At 42.2% G+C, this 16232-nt stretch carries 15 protein-coding genes and 3 tRNA genes; 11 read left to right on the top strand and 7 right to left on the bottom strand.

Going from position 1 to position 16232, the window contains the following annotated elements:
* Nucleotides 1-5 precede the first annotated feature (5 nt).
* From ahcY to ACRAD_RS04355, 5 genes are all read left to right on the top strand, one after another.
* Complete coding sequence (ahcY, locus tag ACRAD_RS04375; protein WP_005025242.1) at nt 6-1388, top strand: adenosylhomocysteinase; 1383 nt, start codon at nt 6-8, stop codon at nt 1386-1388.
* An 81-nt stretch (nt 1389-1469) separates the two neighbouring features.
* On the top strand, nt 1470-2306 hold the full coding sequence (metF, locus tag ACRAD_RS04370; protein ID WP_005025240.1) for a methylenetetrahydrofolate reductase [NAD(P)H]: 837 nt from the start codon (nt 1470-1472) through the stop codon (nt 2304-2306).
* 40 nt (nt 2307-2346) lie between these two features.
* A complete protein-coding gene (locus ACRAD_RS04365) occupies nt 2347-3066 on the top strand; it encodes a 16S rRNA (uracil(1498)-N(3))-methyltransferase (RefSeq protein ID WP_005025238.1) in 720 nt (239 codons plus the stop codon).
* A gap of 354 nt (nt 3067-3420) precedes the next feature.
* Nucleotides 3421-5691, top strand: coding sequence for an NADP-dependent malic enzyme (locus ACRAD_RS04360; protein ID WP_005015102.1), 2271 nt, complete (start codon nt 3421-3423; stop codon nt 5689-5691).
* Nucleotides 5692-5776: 85 nt separating this feature from the next.
* On the top strand, nt 5777-7024 hold the full coding sequence (locus tag ACRAD_RS04355; RefSeq protein ID WP_005025235.1) for a multifunctional CCA addition/repair protein: 1248 nt from the start codon (nt 5777-5779) through the stop codon (nt 7022-7024).
* Nucleotides 7025-7076: 52 nt separating this feature from the next.
* Here ACRAD_RS04355 and ACRAD_RS04350 read toward each other — a convergent pair whose 3' ends face one another.
* Nucleotides 7077-8258: a S1C family serine protease gene (locus ACRAD_RS04350; protein WP_005015106.1), complete on the bottom strand. Its 1182-nt coding sequence runs from the start codon at nt 8256-8258 to the stop codon at nt 7077-7079.
* A gap of 170 nt (nt 8259-8428) precedes the next feature.
* On the opposite strand from ACRAD_RS04350, the gene ACRAD_RS04345 reads away from it, so the two are divergent.
* The 6 genes from ACRAD_RS04345 to ACRAD_RS04320 all read left to right on the top strand — a co-directional run bounded on the left by ACRAD_RS04345 (nt 8429) and on the right by ACRAD_RS04320 (nt 11237).
* The gene (locus ACRAD_RS04345) at nt 8429-9187 is read left to right on the top strand and encodes a Nif3-like dinuclear metal center hexameric protein (RefSeq protein ID WP_005025232.1); all 759 of its coding nucleotides are present in this window, start codon (nt 8429-8431) and stop codon (nt 9185-9187) included.
* Nucleotides 9188-9336: 149 nt separating this feature from the next.
* Complete coding sequence (locus ACRAD_RS04340; protein ID WP_005015109.1) at nt 9337-9963, top strand: superoxide dismutase; 627 nt, start codon at nt 9337-9339, stop codon at nt 9961-9963.
* Nucleotides 9964-10108: 145 nt separating this feature from the next.
* Nucleotides 10109-10184 (top strand) — tRNA-Asn (locus tag ACRAD_RS04335).
* Between the two features lie 200 nt (nt 10185-10384).
* Nucleotides 10385-10460, top strand: a tRNA-Asn gene (locus ACRAD_RS04330).
* Nucleotides 10461-10660: 200 nt separating this feature from the next.
* Nucleotides 10661-10736: transfer RNA gene (locus ACRAD_RS04325), tRNA-Asn, on the top strand.
* Between the two features lie 57 nt (nt 10737-10793).
* Entirely contained in the window at nt 10794-11237 is a 444-nt protein-coding gene (locus tag ACRAD_RS04320) for a DUF2726 domain-containing protein (protein ID WP_005025229.1), read from the top strand.
* A gap of 37 nt (nt 11238-11274) precedes the next feature.
* Here the strand turns inward: ACRAD_RS04320 and ACRAD_RS04315 are convergent, their stop codons facing one another.
* From ACRAD_RS04315 to glnA, 6 genes are all read right to left on the bottom strand, one after another.
* Entirely contained in the window at nt 11275-11478 is a 204-nt protein-coding gene (locus ACRAD_RS04315) for a hypothetical protein (RefSeq protein ID WP_034431652.1), read from the bottom strand.
* A gap of 97 nt (nt 11479-11575) precedes the next feature.
* Entirely contained in the window at nt 11576-12883 is a 1308-nt protein-coding gene (locus ACRAD_RS04310; protein WP_005025225.1) for an alpha/beta hydrolase family protein, read from the bottom strand.
* A 106-nt stretch (nt 12884-12989) separates the two neighbouring features.
* The gene (gene ubiA / locus ACRAD_RS04305) at nt 12990-13871 is read right to left on the bottom strand and encodes a 4-hydroxybenzoate octaprenyltransferase (protein ID WP_005025222.1); all 882 of its coding nucleotides are present in this window, start codon (nt 13869-13871) and stop codon (nt 12990-12992) included.
* A gap of 17 nt (nt 13872-13888) precedes the next feature.
* Nucleotides 13889-14401 carry a chorismate--pyruvate lyase family protein gene (locus tag ACRAD_RS04300; RefSeq protein WP_005025220.1) on the bottom strand — a complete coding sequence of 171 codons (513 nt, stop codon included), beginning with the start codon at nt 14399-14401 and terminating at the stop codon, nt 13889-13891.
* Nucleotides 14394-14669, bottom strand: a complete 276-nt coding sequence (locus ACRAD_RS04295; protein ID WP_005404889.1) for a hypothetical protein — start codon at nt 14667-14669, stop codon at nt 14394-14396. Before ACRAD_RS04295 ends, ACRAD_RS04300 begins: the two co-directional genes overlap by 8 nt.
* Nucleotides 14670-14754: 85 nt before the next feature.
* The gene (gene glnA / locus ACRAD_RS04290; RefSeq protein WP_005404245.1) at nt 14755-16170 is read right to left on the bottom strand and encodes a type I glutamate--ammonia ligase; all 1416 of its coding nucleotides are present in this window, start codon (nt 16168-16170) and stop codon (nt 14755-14757) included.
* Nucleotides 16171-16232 lie beyond the last annotated feature (62 nt).

Genomic DNA, 16232 nt, shown 5'->3' with positions numbered 1-16232 from the left:
TCCTGATGAACGCGGTTACTGCTTCATTTACAGATTATAAAGTTGCCGATATTTCACTTGCTGATTACGGCCGTAAAGAAATTAAACTTGCTGAAGCTGAAATGCCTGCCCTAATGGGTCTGCGTAAGCGTTATTCAGCAGCAAAACCACTGGCAGGCGCGAAAATTCTCGGCTGTATCCATATGACTATTCAAACTGCAGTTTTAATTGAAACACTGGTTGAATTGGGCGCAGAAGTTCGCTGGACTTCATGTAACATCTTCTCGACTCAAGACCACGCTGCTGCTGCAATTGCTGCATCTGGTATTCCTGTTTTTGCCTGGAAAGGCGAAACTGAAGAAGAATACATGTGGTGTCTTGAACAGCAAATCAATGTAAACGGCAAACCTTGGGATGCCAACATGATTCTGGATGACGGCGGTGACCTAACGGCTGTTGTACATGAAAAGTATCCTGAACTGATTGCAAAAATTCATGGTATTACTGAAGAGACTACTACGGGTGTTGCACGTCTACTCGAAATGTGGAAAGACGGTTCACTGAAAGTTCCTGCCATCAATGTCAATGACTCCGTAACCAAGTCTAAAAATGATAACAAGTATGGCTGTCGTCACTCACTTAACGATGCCATCAAACGTGCAACAGACATGCTGCTTTCTGGCCGCCGTGCACTTGTTATCGGTTATGGAGATGTAGGTAAAGGTTCTGCACAATCACTTCGTCAAGAAGGCATGATTGTACGCGTAACTGAAGTTGACCCAATCTGTGCAATGCAGGCCTGCATGGATGGTTACGAAGTAGTATCTCCATATAAAAATGGTGTTCAGACCGGTAATAAAGAAGATATTAATGTAGATCTTCTCAAAAATACTGATCTGATTGTTACTACAACCGGTAACTATCACGTATGTGATGCTGCGATGCTGGATACACTAAAAGCAGGTGCAGTGGTTTGCAACATCGGGCACTTCGACACTGAAATCGATACAGCTTACCTGCGTGGATATAAATGGGTTGAAGTTAAACCTCAGGTACATCAGGTATATCGTTCAGAAAATGAAAACGATTATCTGATTCTTCTTTCTGAAGGTCGTTTAGTGAACCTGGGTAATGCTACAGGCCATCCATCTCGTGTGATGGATGGCTCTTTTGCCAACCAGGTTTTAGGCCAGATGCACCTGTTTGCCGAGAAATTTGCTGATCTTCCAGAAGATCAAAAACAAGCAAAAATCCGTGTAGAACTGCTACCGAAGAAACTGGATGAAGAAGTTGCTGCCGCAATGGTTGTAGGTTTTGGTGGAGTACTGACACAACTGACCACTGAGCAGGCAGCTTACCTTGGTGTACCGGTAGAAGGTCCGTTCAAGTCTGACGCTTATAAATATTAAGATATCTTAAGGGCAGATGTTTAGGCATCCTGCCCTTTTCTTTGTCTGGCATATTTATAAATTAAACAAAGGATTTGAAAAATGACTAAACGTGTTCCGATTTCTTTTGAGTTTTTTCCGCCAAAAACTGATGCTGGCGCAGAAAAGCTCAAACTGGTTCACCAGGATCTTCAACATTTGAATCCGGAATTCTTTTCGGTGACTTATGGTGCCGGAGGTTCCACCCGTGAACGTACCTTGGCTGCAATTGAAGAGTTTAATGGCAAGGGTACACCGGTAGCACCTCACCTTTCCTGTATCGGGGATGATAAGGCACGTATAGCAGAGCTGCTGGATCTGTATAAATCTCAAAACATTAAACGTATTGTTGCCCTGCGTGGTGATTTGCCATCCGGTCAGGTCGGTCTGGGCGAACTTCCATATGCACAGGATCTGGTACGTTTTATTCGTGAACATTCAGGTGATCACTTTCATATTGAAGTTGCAGCCTATCCGGAGATGCATCCTCAGGCAGAAAGCTTTGATGCTGATATTCGTCGCTTTATTGAAAAGGTTAATGCTGGCGCAAATGCGGGTATTACCCAGTTTTTCTTCAATCCGGATTCCTATTTTTATTTCTTGGATCGCCTTGCAAAGGAAGGGATTCATATTCCTATTGCACCAGGTATTATGCCCATCATTAACGCCAGCAACCTGATCCGCTTTGCTGATGGCACAGGTGCAGAAATTCCTCGCTGGATTCGTAAACAGCTCTCTGCTTATGGCGATGACAGTGTCGCAATTAAGGACTTTGGTCATGAAGTCGTGCTAAAGCTTTGCGAACGTCTGATTGCTGGTGGTGCACCAAGTCTGCATTTCTATTCAATGAACCAGACCGAACCCACCCGCCAGCTTGTACTTGACCTGGGTTTAGCCTGAGCTAAATTAATCATCTGCTTTTTTGAAGAGTAATACATTCATGCCACGTTTTTATATTGAAGCTGATTTAACTGTAGGAACAACAGTTGAGCTTACAGAAACAGTGTTTCATCATTGGGTGAAGGTATTACGTGCACAGATTGGTGACAGTGCCACCCTGTTCAATGGACGGGGTGGTGAATTTGAAGCGAATTTGACAGAAATCAGCAAGAAAACTGCATCTGTTGCAATCAGGTCGTCTAACCCGGCAGATCGTACTCCACCTTTTACAACAGTATTGGGTCAGGTCATGAGCAAAGGTGACCGAATGGATTATGTCATTCAGAAAGCCACAGAACTGGGTGTTACGACCATTCAGCTGTTAACATCAGAACGATGTGAAATGCGCTTAAAATACGATCGCGATCAAAAAAAGCTTGATCACTGGCAAGCTGTTGTAATTGCAGCCTGTGAGCAATGTGGCATGAACCGGATTCCAGAGATATTACCCCCTGTTCCACTCACAGACTGGCTACAGCAGAATTTATCAGCAACCCGGCTAGTGCTTGCTCCCAATAAGCGTCAGCAGAATGTTTTAACCGATGCTCAAACAGATCTGGCACTGTTAATCGGTCCGGAAGGCGGGTTGAGTGAAGCAGAAATAGACATGGCCAATCATGCTGGCTTTAAAAACTGGTGCATTGGAGAACGCATACTACGTACTGAAACAGCGCCTGTAGTCGCTTTGTCTATCTTAAATCACCATTTCTCAACATACTAGACTTATACCAATATACGAAGTTAAATTAAGTCATTATTCATCACTTTTAACTCAAGCTTGTAAATACGTGATTAACTAATGACTAGTTTCAGTTATATTCGTATTTAAAAAAACCCGTAATCATTTTGATATAAGCTCTTATATCCTCTGGGCATTGTGAGCTTTTATTTTCAGCTCGCTTTTTTCTTAAAATATTTTAACTATAAAGCCAGACATTATGACTATAACTTGAGTGAATGGAAAAAGCCTGGTTTTACGCTGGGATAAGCGCTCAAGTAATGGTATATTCGATAAAATTTAGCCAAAACCGACCAGCATGCTGCTGGGCCAACACATGTAACAATCGAGATTCAAATGGACGATCAATCATTAAAACAGCAAGCTTTGTACTATCATGAATTCCCAACACCAGGAAAAATTAGCGTCACTCCAAGCAAACAGCTTGTCAACCAGCGTGATCTGGCTTTAGCCTATTCTCCAGGTGTTGCAGCTCCGTGTCTTGAGATTGAACGTGACCCTTCAGCTGCCGCAAAATATACGGCACGGGGCAATCTGGTTGCTGTGGTCAGTAATGGTACTGCTGTTTTAGGACTGGGGAATATTGGTCCATTAGCCTCTAAACCGGTAATGGAAGGCAAAGGTGTACTCTTTAAAAAATTTGCCGGTGTCGATGTATTTGATATTGAAATTGCTGAAAATGATCCCGACAAGATTGTTGATATTGTGGCAGCACTTGAGCCTACATTCGGCGGTATCAACCTTGAAGACATTAAAGCACCAGAATGTTTTTATATTGAGCGCAAACTCCGTGAGCGCATGAATATTCCGGTATTTCATGATGACCAGCATGGTACCAGTATTATTGTAGGTTCTGCCCTGCTAAATGCCTTGCAACTGATCAATAAAAAAATTGATGAGATCAAGATTGTAGCCTCAGGCGCCGGTGCTGCTGCGTTATCTTGTCTTGATCTGCTGTGTGCGCTGGGCGTAAACAAAGACAATATTATTGTTGCTGACTCTCGAGGCCTGCTAACTACCTCACGTGATGGGCTAGATGAGTCTAAAAAACGCTATGTACAGGACATTCCGCAAACCCAGCTCCATGAAGTCATGGCCGGTGCAGATATGTTTCTGGGGCTTTCTGCCGCAGGTATCCTGACCAAAGAAATGGTCAAGCAAATGGCAGAGAACCCGATTATCTTCGCACTTGCCAATCCGGACCCTGAAATTCTGCCTGAACATGCTCATGAAGTTCGTCCTGATGTCATTATGGCAACTGGCCGTTCAGACTATCCGAATCAGGTCAATAACGCCCTGTGCTTCCCGTATATCTTCCGTGGCGCACTTGATGTGGGTGCAACTACAATTAATGAAGAAATGAAAATTGCCTGTGTACATGCGATTGCACGTATGGCACATATTGAAGCAGATGCAGCGACATATGGCGAAAAATCAGCTTCATTTGGCCGTGAATATTTAATTCCGCGTCCACTGGATCAACGCTTGATTCTGGAAATTGCTCCTGCTATCGCTCAGGCAGCGATGGATTCTGGTGTAGCTACCCGCCCGATTGAAGATTTCTCAGCTTATCGCCAGCGTTTGTCCGAGTTTGTTTATAACTCGGCATTTATCATGAAGCCAATTTTTGCACAGGCGAAGACTGATCCGAAACGCATTGCTTATGCTGAAGGTGAAGACCTTCGTGTATTACGTGCTGTTCAGATTGCAGTAGATGAAGGTCTGGCTAAGCCGATTCTGGTTGGACGTACTGCGGTTATTGAAGCTAATATCAAAAAACTAGGATTGCGTCTTGAACAGGGCGTAAATATTGAAATCGTAGATCAGGAAAAGAATCCTGACTATGAAAAGTTTGCGGACGATTATTATCAGCTAATGCAGCGTAAAGGTGTAACACCCGAATATGCACAGCGTGAGGCACGTCGCCGCTCCACTTTGATTGCAGGCATGCTGGTACGTCATGGCAAAGCAGACGGTATGCTGTGCGGTACATATTCAAGCTATGACATTCACCTAGATTTTGTTAAAAATGTCATTGGGTTACGTGAAGGTCGTAGTACGTTCTTTACTTTAAATGCATTAATGCTTGAAGACCGCACCCTGTTTATTGCAGATACCTATGTCAATACTAATCCGACTGCCGAACAGCTCGCTGAAATGACAATTCTGGCAGCTGAAGAAGTACGCCGTTTTGGGATCGCGCCCCGCATTGCTCTGCTATCACATTCAAGCTTCGGTTCTGACCAGACGGATGCAAGTGCACAAAAAATGCGTCAGGTATATGAAATTCTGTCACGCATTGCACCAGAGCTAGAAGTTGAAGGCGAAATGCACGGTGATGCAGCACTTGATGAGAATATTCGTCATTTTGCATTCCCGAATTCACGCTTCAAAGGTTCTGCCAACTTGCTGATTATGCCAAATCTGGATGCAGCCAATATTTCGTTTAACCTGCTTAAATCTACTTCAGGCAATAACGTAACAATTGGCCCGATTCTGCTGGGTGCTGCCAAACCGGTGCATATTTTAACCCCAACCGCCACCACCCGTCGTCTGGTTAATATGACTGCACTGACTGTTGCTGAAATTCAGCAAGCTGAGGTATAAGCTTTAACTGAATAAAAGCTAAAGTTCTTTACTTGAGAAAACCTCTATTCTGTTGCATGATTGCTTGAAGAATAGAGGTTTTTTCATGCAAGTTTATTTAGTAGGCGGTGCTGTCCGGGACCATTTGCTTGGCCATCCCTATCAAGAAAAAGATTATGTTGTGGTAGGAGCAACGCCTGAGCAGCTTCTCGCTCAGGGTTTTATGCCAGTTGGTAAGGATTTTCCAGTATTTCTGCATCCTGATACTAAGGATGAATATGCTTTAGCGCGTACTGAGCGTAAATCCGGTCAGGGCTATCACGGTTTTGAATTCCATACGGATAGCAGCGTGACTCTGGAAGAAGATTTAATCCGTCGCGATTTAACGATTAATGCTATGGCCATGGATGAACAAGGTCAGGTATATGATCCATATCAAGGCCGGCAAGATCTCAAAAATAAAGTTTTACGCCATGTTTCCGATGCCTTTATTGAAGATCCGCTTCGGGTATTACGTGTTGCCCGTTTTGCTGCTCGCTATGCTCCTTACGGTTTTAAGATTGCTGAAGAGACCATGAGCCTCATGCAGCAACTGGTCAATACGGGCGAATTGGATACTTTGACCCCAGAGCGGGTCTGGAAAGAAACCTCTCGTGCCTTAATGGAACAGCGCGCTGATGTCTATTTTGAAGTTTTACGTGAATGTGGCGCCTTAAATATCCTGTTACCCGAACTGAATGCCCTGTTTGGAGTTCCTCAACGGCCAGAATATCATCCTGAAATTGACTGTGGTATTCATACGCTGATGTCCTTACAGCAGGCATGTCAGGCGAATTATTCACTTGATGTACGTTTTGCGGTACTGGTTCATGACCTTGGCAAAGCTCTTACGCCAACAGATATTCTACCCCGCCATATCATGCATGAAGAACGTGGTGTAAAACCCGTAACTGCTGTATGCGATCGTTTAAAAGTTCCTGCTACTACCAAGCAACTGGCTCTGGCAGTCTGCAAAGAACACTTAAAATGCCATCAGGCTTTAACTCTAAAACCTGGAACCTTATGGCGCCTGCTGCAACGTTTAGACGTTTTACGCCGTCCGGAACGGGTCGAAGCTTTTGTACAGGCATGTGAATGTGACTCTAGAGGCCGCTTAGGTCTAGAAAACCGTCCTTATCCGCAAGCCAGCTACATGTATCAAGTCATCGAGATTGTCCGTTCAATCAAGGCACAAGACTTACCTCCGGAAATACAAGGGCCGGATATTGGAGAAATGTTGATTCAGCGCCGAATTGAAGCTATTGCCACATTTAAGGCTGAGTTTCTTTCTTCTCAATCCTCTAACCAGTTTTAGTTTTAAAATAAATATAAAAAAAGCCTCCATATAGAGGCTTTTTACTGGAAGATTAACGGCGAGGTAATGGAATAAACTGGGAGTCCTGATTCTGAACTTCACGCTCTCCTACATTTACGTTTAAGGTCTGCTGCTTACCTTCGCGCTCCACCAGAAGCTGGATAGTGCTGTTCGGTGCTTGCAGAGCGACATAATTGATTAAATGAGATGTTGAGGTAATCTGCTCATTATTCACTTTTAAAATGCGGTCCCCTACCTTTACACCGGCTTTGGCAGCTGGGCCATTACCCAGTACTCCCGCAACCACGACACCTGGCTCACGTGGTGCCAGTACATCAGTTTGTGCAGGTGGGACCAGACTGATACCTAGCCATCCTCTTACTACGCGGCCATCTTTCAAAATGGCATTTAACACCTGCTGACAGACTTTAGCCGGAATGGCAAAACCTATTCCAAGTGAGCCACCGGTCTGTGAGAAAATTGCCGTATTTACCCCAATCAGATTACCTGCAACATCGATTAATGCACCGCCTGAGTTACCCGGGTTAATTGCAGCGTCTGTCTGGATAAAGTCTTCATAGGTATTTATTCCCAAATCAGAACGACCAGTTGCAGAGATAATTCCCTGCGTTACCGTTTGCCCTACCCCAAACGGGTTACCAATTGCCAACACCACATCACCGACTTCATTACCACTGAGTTTAAAAGGTAAAACAGGTAATTTATCCAGTTCAATCTTGATAACGGCAAGGTCAGTATCAGGATCAGTACCAATAATTTTTGCTTCAGCACGGCGACCATCATTTAAAGCCACCACAATCTGTTCTGCTTGTGCCACTACATGGTTATTGGTCAGGATGTATCCATCAGGACGTACAATAACACCTGAGCCAAGACTGTTTTCATTCTGCTGGCTATTAAACTGGTCTGGTAGCTGGTCCCCAAAAAATTCACGAAATGCCGGATCATTTAATAAGGGATGATTCATCTGCCGAACTTTTTGCGTGGTAAAAATATTAACCACCGCAGGTGCAGCAACTTTTACTGCCGCATTATAAGAGACTACTCCTCCAGAACGGGAGGTATCAATTAAAGGTTCAACTTTTTCAGCAGGCATTTTTACGCCATCAGCAGCGACTGGCGCTTTGGGCTGATGGAATTTCTGCCAGCCAATAAAACTGATAATCACAATGACCAGCAGTACCCAAGGTAACCAGGCAAAGGTTCGGCGCACGTTATTATCCTCTAGATTCTTTTGATTTGTTAATGCGTAATAGATCTAGGTGATTGTAATACAAATACAAAATATACGCTTTAAAACACACTAAAGTTTTGTCTGGCTTTAGTTACAAGATAAAATATGTTTCTATATCCCATTGTCCAGTTTAATTATTAAGGTAAATCATGGCCAGGTTGACTGATATTCTTCAATGGTGTGATCAGACATTGAAAACTTCCGAATTTCGTGACTATGCGCCGAACGGTTTGCAAATTGAAGGCTCGCAGGAAGTAAATAAAATTTTGTGTGCAGTTACTGCATCACAAGAAGCTATTGATGCGGCGATTGCACAAAAAGCAGATCTGTTATTGGTTCATCATGGTTATTTCTGGAAAGGCGAACCCTATCCGATTACCGGTATGCGCGGCAAACGTATTAAAACTTTAATACAGAATAACATCTCTCTTGTCGCTTTTCATTTACCTTTAGATTCGCACCCAACATTGGGTAATAATGCTGCCATTTCTGATTTACTTGGCCTTGAGCATCTTGAAGCACTTGATCCATCTGAACGGCATCCGGTGGGTAACATTGGTTATTTACCAGAAGCATTAAGTCCGGAAGCATTTAGAAATTATCTGGCAGAACGTTTAAACACCCAGGTACTTCATCTACCTGCGGAAAAGTTATCTGTGCAAAAAATAGGTTTTTGTACTGGAGCTGCTCAGGATTTCATTACTAAAGCAGCTGTCCAGGGTTGTGATGCTTATATTTCCGGTGAGGTTAGTGAGCGAACTTATTATGAGGCTCAGGAACTAGATGTGCATTACTATGCCTGTGGGCACCATGCGACTGAACGTTATGGTGTACAACGCTTAGGTCAAGCACTGGCTGAACAGTTTGCCCTCGAATATCATTATCATGAACTGAACAATCCGGTTTAAACCTTATGTTACGATTGGAATTGTTTACAAGTTTATAAATTCGGCCTTTATTATGTATTGTTATTTAAAAAGCGTGGCCTACCATGCAGATAATCAATTACAATAGAGGCACTTAATTGTATAACCCAGCAAATGCAAGGAATTAGAACATGACAACCATTACTTTACCTCCTCTTCCTTATGACTACGATGCGCTTGAGCCGCACATTAGTAAAGAAACTTTAGAATTCCACCATGACAAACATCACAACACTTATGTGGTGAATCTGGTTAAAGCAATCGAAGGTACTGACCTCGAAGGTAAAGAGCTGGACGACATCATCAAAGCAACTGCGGGTGATGCATCTAAAGCAGGTATTTTTAACAATGCAGCCCAAGTATGGAATCATACATTCTACTGGAACTGTATGACTAAAAATGGTGGCGGTAAAGCTACTGGTCCTGTTGCTGAGAAAATTGATGCAGCTTTCGGTTCTTATGAAAAATTTGCTGAAGAATTCGCAACTGCGGCTACTACACAGTTTGGTTCAGGTTGGGCTTGGTTAGTGGCTGATGAAGTAAATGGCAACCTGTCAATCATGAAAACTTCAAATGCAGATACGCCATTGGCTCATGGTAAAGTAGCGATTCTGACCATTGATGTATGGGAGCATGCATATTATATCGACTACCGCAATGCACGTCCTAAGTACATCTCTACTTTCCTTGAAAGCCTGGTAAACTGGGAATATGTAAATGCAAAACTTGCAGGCCAGCCTGCTGGAGTTGAGAAATAATCTTTCTCTTGCCTTAAAAAGTCACCCTGCGGGGTGATTTTTTATTACATTATTTTATAAATGAATATTTATAGATCAATCAGTTTATTCTTATAAATTATTTAATTGACGCCTATATAATTGATCCGTAGAATGGCCCACAGATTCTCCCATAGCTCAGTCGGTAGAGCGACGGACTGTTAATCCGCAGGTCCCTGGTTCGAGCCCAGGTGGGAGAGCCAAGATTCTAAAAAGCCCGCTTATTTAAGTGGGCTTTTTTTATTACGCCAAGAATATATCCAAGTTATTCCTATTGATGGGTCTTATTGTTCGCCAAGATTCACTTACTGAATATTTTTAAAACAAACGCTTTAAATCTAATGATTTTTTAGCTGTTTCCACTTGACCATTTATCTCTTCCTCCATAGAATAGCCCACAGATTCTCCCATAGCTCAGTCGGTAGAGCGACGGACTGTTAATCCGCAGGTCCCTGGTTCGAGCCCAGGTGGGAGAGCCAAGATTCTAAAAAGCCCGCTTATTTAAGTGGGCTTTTTTTATTACGCCAAGAATATATCCAAGTTATTCCTATTGATGGGTCTTATTGTTCGCCAAGATTCACTTACTGAATATTTTTAAAACAAACGCTTTAAATCTAATGATTTTTTAGCTGTTTCCACTTGACCATTTATCTCTTCCTCCATAGAATAGCCCAAAGATTCTCCCATAGCTCAGTCGGTAGAGCGACGGACTGTTAATCCGCAGGTCCCTGGTTCGAGCCCAGGTGGGAGAGCCAAGATTCTAAAAAGCCCGCTTATTTAAGTGGGCTTTTTTCTTATAGAAAGATCTTACTGTGTCAGAATTTATTCATAATTCATTTCTAATTATTGGTATCTTGGCAAGTCTTGGACTCGTATATTTAAGTCTTCAGCAGTACCTTACTTCTAAAAAGCAGTTTTTGGCTAAACCGGTCATTACTGCCTTTGAGAAGCGCATGTTTATTCGCCTTAAAGAGGTTCTCCCACAGCAGCATATACTGGCTCAAGTGGCATTTAGTGCACTCATTACGAGCGATGACTATAAAATCCGTCAGAAATTTAATCGCAAAGTTACAGATTTTGTCGTTTTAAACACTCAGTTTGAAGTGATTGCCATAATTGAACTTGATGACCCTACACATCTTTATAAAGAAGAAGAAGACCGGCAACGGGATACGATGCTCAAAGAAGCGGGCTACAGGATTATACGATATACAGAAATTCCAACTATTCGACAGCTTCAAAAAGATATACTTTAAGCTTTTGAGAATATATTTAATAACTCTGCTTGAAATTTCATTCTTTCTTTAATTTTTCTGCTTCTTCACGTGCCTTGATTTTTGCCAGTTGTTCAGCTTGTTGCTGTCGGTACTTTTCCTGATTCTTGGCATCACTGTTTACTGCAATATAAGCCATACTGACCAGAAAAATTGGAATCAATAAACCCAGTCCCATCAATACCCATAACTTAGCTTTCGATTGCACCGTTTCTTTATTCATAGAAATATTAAAGATAAATAATTTAAAACTGACCCAATATAACAAAAAAGGGCCTTCTTTAAGACCCTTTTAGTTTGATTATTTTAAATACAAGAAATTATTGAGCTACTCCAGTACATTCAACATTTTTACTTGCATCTATTACTGATGGATCAAGCACTATATTGGTTCTAGCTGGCATCTTAGATTGTACAAATTGATAAATTTCAGCATTTCTACATACAATCGCCTGAGTATGAGCGGCTCCGTTAACAGGGACAAATGTCACATCAGTTCCCATTTTTTTAAGTCCCTCTTGTAAGGTATTAGTAACAGGATATGGTACAGCCATATCAGCAGTTCCCTGAACAATCATAACAGGTGAATTAATTTTTTTAGTAGCAGGCTGATTATCAGCCAAGAATTTCTTCACCGTTGGATTCTCTTGGAAATTACCAGCGAGACCAGGATAGTCCATAACTGTTTTACCAGCATTAGTCGCAAGAAAATCACGGATATCATCTGCAAATTTGTTATGCAAATCAGTTAAACACATTCCATTTTCGCCCGTAGTGCCTTCTGCAAACTCGGCTATACTTTGAGAACGTTGCTGGAAGATTTCACGATAATTAAATTTAGGTTCATAAGCAGTAATACCCACTGTGGTATATGCAGCATATGCAAGTAGCTCGGCATATACTTCTACAGCTGTGCCAACAGGCGCAGTACCCGCCTGTTCTCTTCCAAGAATATCTTGAATTGCCTGTGGTGCAACTACAGAAATAATATAGCCAAGGCTGGAAGCTGGTGCTGCTGCAACCGCTCCTTTATAGTTACTGTCGTTATTAGCAAACTCAGCTGTTCCTAATGAGGCATGCCCACCTTGAGATTGCCCAATCGACATCCATGAACTATTCAACTGACTGCCGTACTGATCTTTAGCAGCTTTTACTGCTGCAATTGCAGATTTAGCTTCACTTCCCAAATTAAGGTATGGATGGATTCCTCGAGTACCTAAACCTTCATAGTCCGGAGCAATCACCACATAACCAGCTGCCAATAATGTATCAGCTAAAATTTTGAAGCGTGGATTAATAGTATTATTGCTTGGTGCACAGCTATCCCCTACGCCTACAGTACCGTGTTCCCAAACTACTACTCGATAACCATCCTTAGGTTGAGTAACTTTAGGGAACATCACTAGCGCAGTGGCTTCCGCTGTTTTTCCTTGTACATTGACCATATTATAGGACATGATTTTTATAGATGAAGCGCCACTCAAGCTATCTTTAGAATAAGACTTTTCAGAAATAAATGTCTGATCCGGATTTACCCCTCTATAATCGTCATTCTCATCATTACAGGCTGTAAGAAATAAAGCCGAAACTAAACTTGTTATAGTTAAAGCAATTCTTGAACGTCTCATAAAATATCCTTTTTATCAATTATTTATTCTGCATAAATTTATGCACAAATATTAAGACACAAAAAAAGTGTCCTGCATAGAACACTTTTCAACCTGAGTACTATTTTTACGATATAAAATTTAAAAATATTCCCAGAAAAATTATGAATCCAACCCAACGATTATGACGAAATGCCCAAAAACATATTTGGGGATTGCGGTCCTTGGTTTTAATTGTTTGATATATAAAATCGAATGCAACCACAACTAAAGCGATCATCGACCATGGAAATAAAATATTTTCTAAATACAGGGCTGTACCAATTAGAATAAGACTGCATAACTGTAAAAGTACGATAATTTGAATGTCATAACGACCAAAAAGGATGGCTGTAGATTTTACACCAATCTTTAAATCATATTCACGGTCAGTAATGGCATACTGCGTATCATAGGCAACAGTCCAGCACAGATTTCCAAAATAAAGCAGCCAGCAGATTAAATCTGGTGTCTGGCCCACTGCGGTATAGGCCATAGGAATAGACCAAGAAAAAGCTGCACCTAAAAAGACTTGTGGCAAATGAGTATAGCGCTTCATGAAAGGATATATGAATGCAAGCAATAAAGCGCCAAATGACCAGTAAAAAGCTTGAATAGGGAGGAAAAATAACAGACACGCGCTGGCAGCAACCAGAACCAGAAATACTAAAACCGCTTCTTTAGCACTAATTATACCAGTCGCCAAAGGCCGGGATTTGGTACGTTCTACATGTGCATCGACCTTCCGGTCAGCAAAGTCATTAATAGCACAACCGGCAGCACGCATAAAAATTACGCCTAAAGTCATAATAAAGAGAATTTTTAGGTCCGGTATACCTTTTGACGCTATCCAGAGTGCCCACATGGTTGGCCAGAAAACCAGTTCGGTGCCAATCGGTTTATCAAAACGGCATAAATAGTAATAAGCTTCCAGGCGCTCACGCCAAGTAATCTGATGCACAGTTGCCATGACTGTCCTTAACGAGGTTATTGCTGAATAAAATACTCAAAAGCTGGCAGGAATGTCTCCTGCACAATAAATTTGCAGCCATGCCAAGTATAGCAGCTCTGACGGGTCCAACCCTCTTCCAGATAAACTACACGCCGCTCACAGGCGGGCCGGGTACGCTGAAATAAAAAATGTCCAATTGGCTTTTGACCAATGTGTTGAAATAAACGTGCCCGTCCTTGCAGGCTTAGTATCGGAAAGATACTTTTCGCCTTGACCCACGGCTGTGTCTCACAGCCATATAGATAAGTATCACGTACCCAGGAAGTATGCTGAGCTGGCATTTTCATCCACTGGCTGTCAGCGAAGTTAGGGCGTTGAAAATATTCATTAAGCGTCTCGACCCTAAACTTTCCGCCAGCCAGATCGGTTAACTGTCGGGTTAAGGAACCTGATGCATATAACCAAATTTTTAGTGCTGCAGGAATCTGCTCAGCATGCTTGTTTTTATATTTTGAACTCACAACTTTCCCAACTTCACAATTAACCATTATCTGTTTTAGCAATGACTACATATGTCCCGCTCGGTAATTTCTTTAAGATCAAGCCCTCGGTAGTGAGATAAAAACTTTTTGGATAATCATAGTCCAGAGCGAATTCAGGATGTCGCAGTGCAACAAATTCTGCCTGTTTATAACCTTCAGGTGTACGTCCTATTTCTATATAAGTCACTTCAGAAAAATTCAGTTTAAAACCTTTATTGTGATCCTGAGGATCAATCCATGGAAAAAATCCAGTATTTTTTTTGCGTGGTGCCATAACATCATATCGTTTATCAATTACAGCATCATACAAAAAAACCCGCACAAAGGCGGGTCTTTTTACAGTGAAATTCAGAATAGATTTACAGGCTGTAGTACATATCAAACTCAACTGGGTGAGTAGTCGTATTAAGACGACGCACATCTTCAGTTTTAAGTTCGATATATGCATCTAACATATCTTTAGTAAACACGCCACCTTTTAGCAGGAATTCGTGATCTTCTTTCAGTGCTTCAAGAGCCATATCGAGGCTATGGGCAACTGTAGGAATTTTTGCTTCTTCTTCAGGAGGAAGATCATACAGGTTCTTGTCAGCCGCTTCACCCGGATGGATTTTATTCTGAATACCATCAAGGCCTGCCATCAACAATGCTGCAAAACCCAAGTACGGGTTCATCATTGGATCTGGGAAACGTGCTTCAATACGCTTGCCTTTAGGGCTAGACACGTAAGGAATACGGATAGAAGCAGAGCGGTTACGTGCTGAGTAAGCCAGCATAATTGGTGCTTCAAAGTGAGGCACTAAACGCTTGTACGAGTTTGTAGAAGGGTTAGTGATTGCATTCAGTGCACGAGCATGCTTGATTACACCACCAATGAAATACAATGCCATTTCTGAAAGGCCTGCATATTCATCACCAGCGAACAGGTTTTTGCCATCTTTGGAGATCGACATATGCACATGCATACCTGAACCGTTGTCGCCTACCATTGGTTTAGGCATAAAAGTAGCAGTTTTTGCATACTGATGTGCAACATTCCAAACTGCGTATTTGAACTGTTGAACTTCATCTGCTTTGCGCACCATGGTATTGAAGCTCACACCAATTTCTAACTGGCATGATGCAACTTCATGGTGATGTACTTCTACACGGCCTGGTCCCATGATATCTTCAATTTTTGCACACATATCTGCACGCATATCCTGTGAAGAATCTACTGGCGGAACTGGGAAGTAACCACCTTTTACACGTGGACGGTGGCCAGAGTTACCTGCTTCATAATCTTTACCTGTAGACCAGGCAGCTTCTTCAGCGATCAATGTATGGCGTGCACCAGACATATCGATGTCCCATTTTACTTCGTCAAATACAAAGAATTCTGGTTCAGGGCCAAAGAATGCAGTATCGCCGATACCGGTAGATTTTAAATATTCTTCTGCGCGACGAGCAATGGAGCGTGGATCACGTTCATAGCCTTGTCCAGTTGATGGTTCAATCACATCACAAGTTACTACAACTGTTGGCTCTGCAAAGAACGGGTCGATAAAGCCAGTTTCTGCATCTGGACGTAAAATCATGTCCGATGCTTCAATCCCTTTCCAGCCAGCGATTGAAGAACCATCAAACATTTTGCCATCTTCAAATGTATCTTCATCAATACTGTCTGCCGGGTAAGTAACATGCTGTTCCTTGCCTTTGGTATCAGTAAAGCGAAAATCGACCCATTTTGCGCCACTTTCTTCTATGAGTTGAAGGACCTTGTTCGCCATGCTCATTTTGCTCCGATGAAATTTTGTTGCACTTATCGAGTGCATGTTAGTAGTTGCTCAATATAAAG

The organism is Acinetobacter radioresistens DSM 6976 = NBRC 102413 = CIP 103788 (genome assembly GCF_006757745.1).
GTDB classification, from domain to species: domain Bacteria; phylum Pseudomonadota; class Gammaproteobacteria; order Pseudomonadales; family Moraxellaceae; genus Acinetobacter; species Acinetobacter radioresistens.
The sequence above is the reverse complement of the archived record's forward strand: the minus strand, read 5'-3'. Positions and strand labels throughout refer to the sequence as shown.

Coding starts and splice junctions, on each gene's coding strand:
- ubiA (WP_005025222.1), bottom strand. CDS start 13,871: ATGGCAACTGTGCATCAGATTACTTGGCGTGAGCGCCTGGAAGCTTAT.
- ACRAD_RS04355 (WP_005025235.1), top strand. CDS start 5,777: ATGCAAGTTTATTTAGTAGGCGGTGCTGTCCGGGACCATTTGCTTGGC.
- metF (WP_005025240.1), top strand. CDS start 1,470: ATGACTAAACGTGTTCCGATTTCTTTTGAGTTTTTTCCGCCAAAAACT.
- ACRAD_RS04300 (WP_005025220.1), bottom strand. CDS start 14,401: ATGGTTAATTGTGAAGTTGGGAAAGTTGTGAGTTCAAAATATAAAAAC.
- ACRAD_RS04360 (WP_005015102.1), top strand. CDS start 3,421: ATGGACGATCAATCATTAAAACAGCAAGCTTTGTACTATCATGAATTC.
- ACRAD_RS04315 (WP_034431652.1), bottom strand. CDS start 11,478: ATGAATAAAGAAACGGTGCAATCGAAAGCTAAGTTATGGGTATTGATG.
- ACRAD_RS04295 (WP_005404889.1), bottom strand. CDS start 14,669: ATGGCACCACGCAAAAAAAATACTGGATTTTTTCCATGGATTGATCCT.
- ahcY (WP_005025242.1), top strand. CDS start 6: ATGAACGCGGTTACTGCTTCATTTACAGATTATAAAGTTGCCGATATT.
- glnA (WP_005404245.1), bottom strand. CDS start 16,170: ATGAGCATGGCGAACAAGGTCCTTCAACTCATAGAAGAAAGTGGCGCA.
- ACRAD_RS04340 (WP_005015109.1), top strand. CDS start 9,337: ATGACAACCATTACTTTACCTCCTCTTCCTTATGACTACGATGCGCTT.
- ACRAD_RS04310 (WP_005025225.1), bottom strand. CDS start 12,883: ATGAGACGTTCAAGAATTGCTTTAACTATAACAAGTTTAGTTTCGGCT.
- ACRAD_RS04365 (WP_005025238.1), top strand. CDS start 2,347: ATGCCACGTTTTTATATTGAAGCTGATTTAACTGTAGGAACAACAGTT.
- ACRAD_RS04345 (WP_005025232.1), top strand. CDS start 8,429: ATGGCCAGGTTGACTGATATTCTTCAATGGTGTGATCAGACATTGAAA.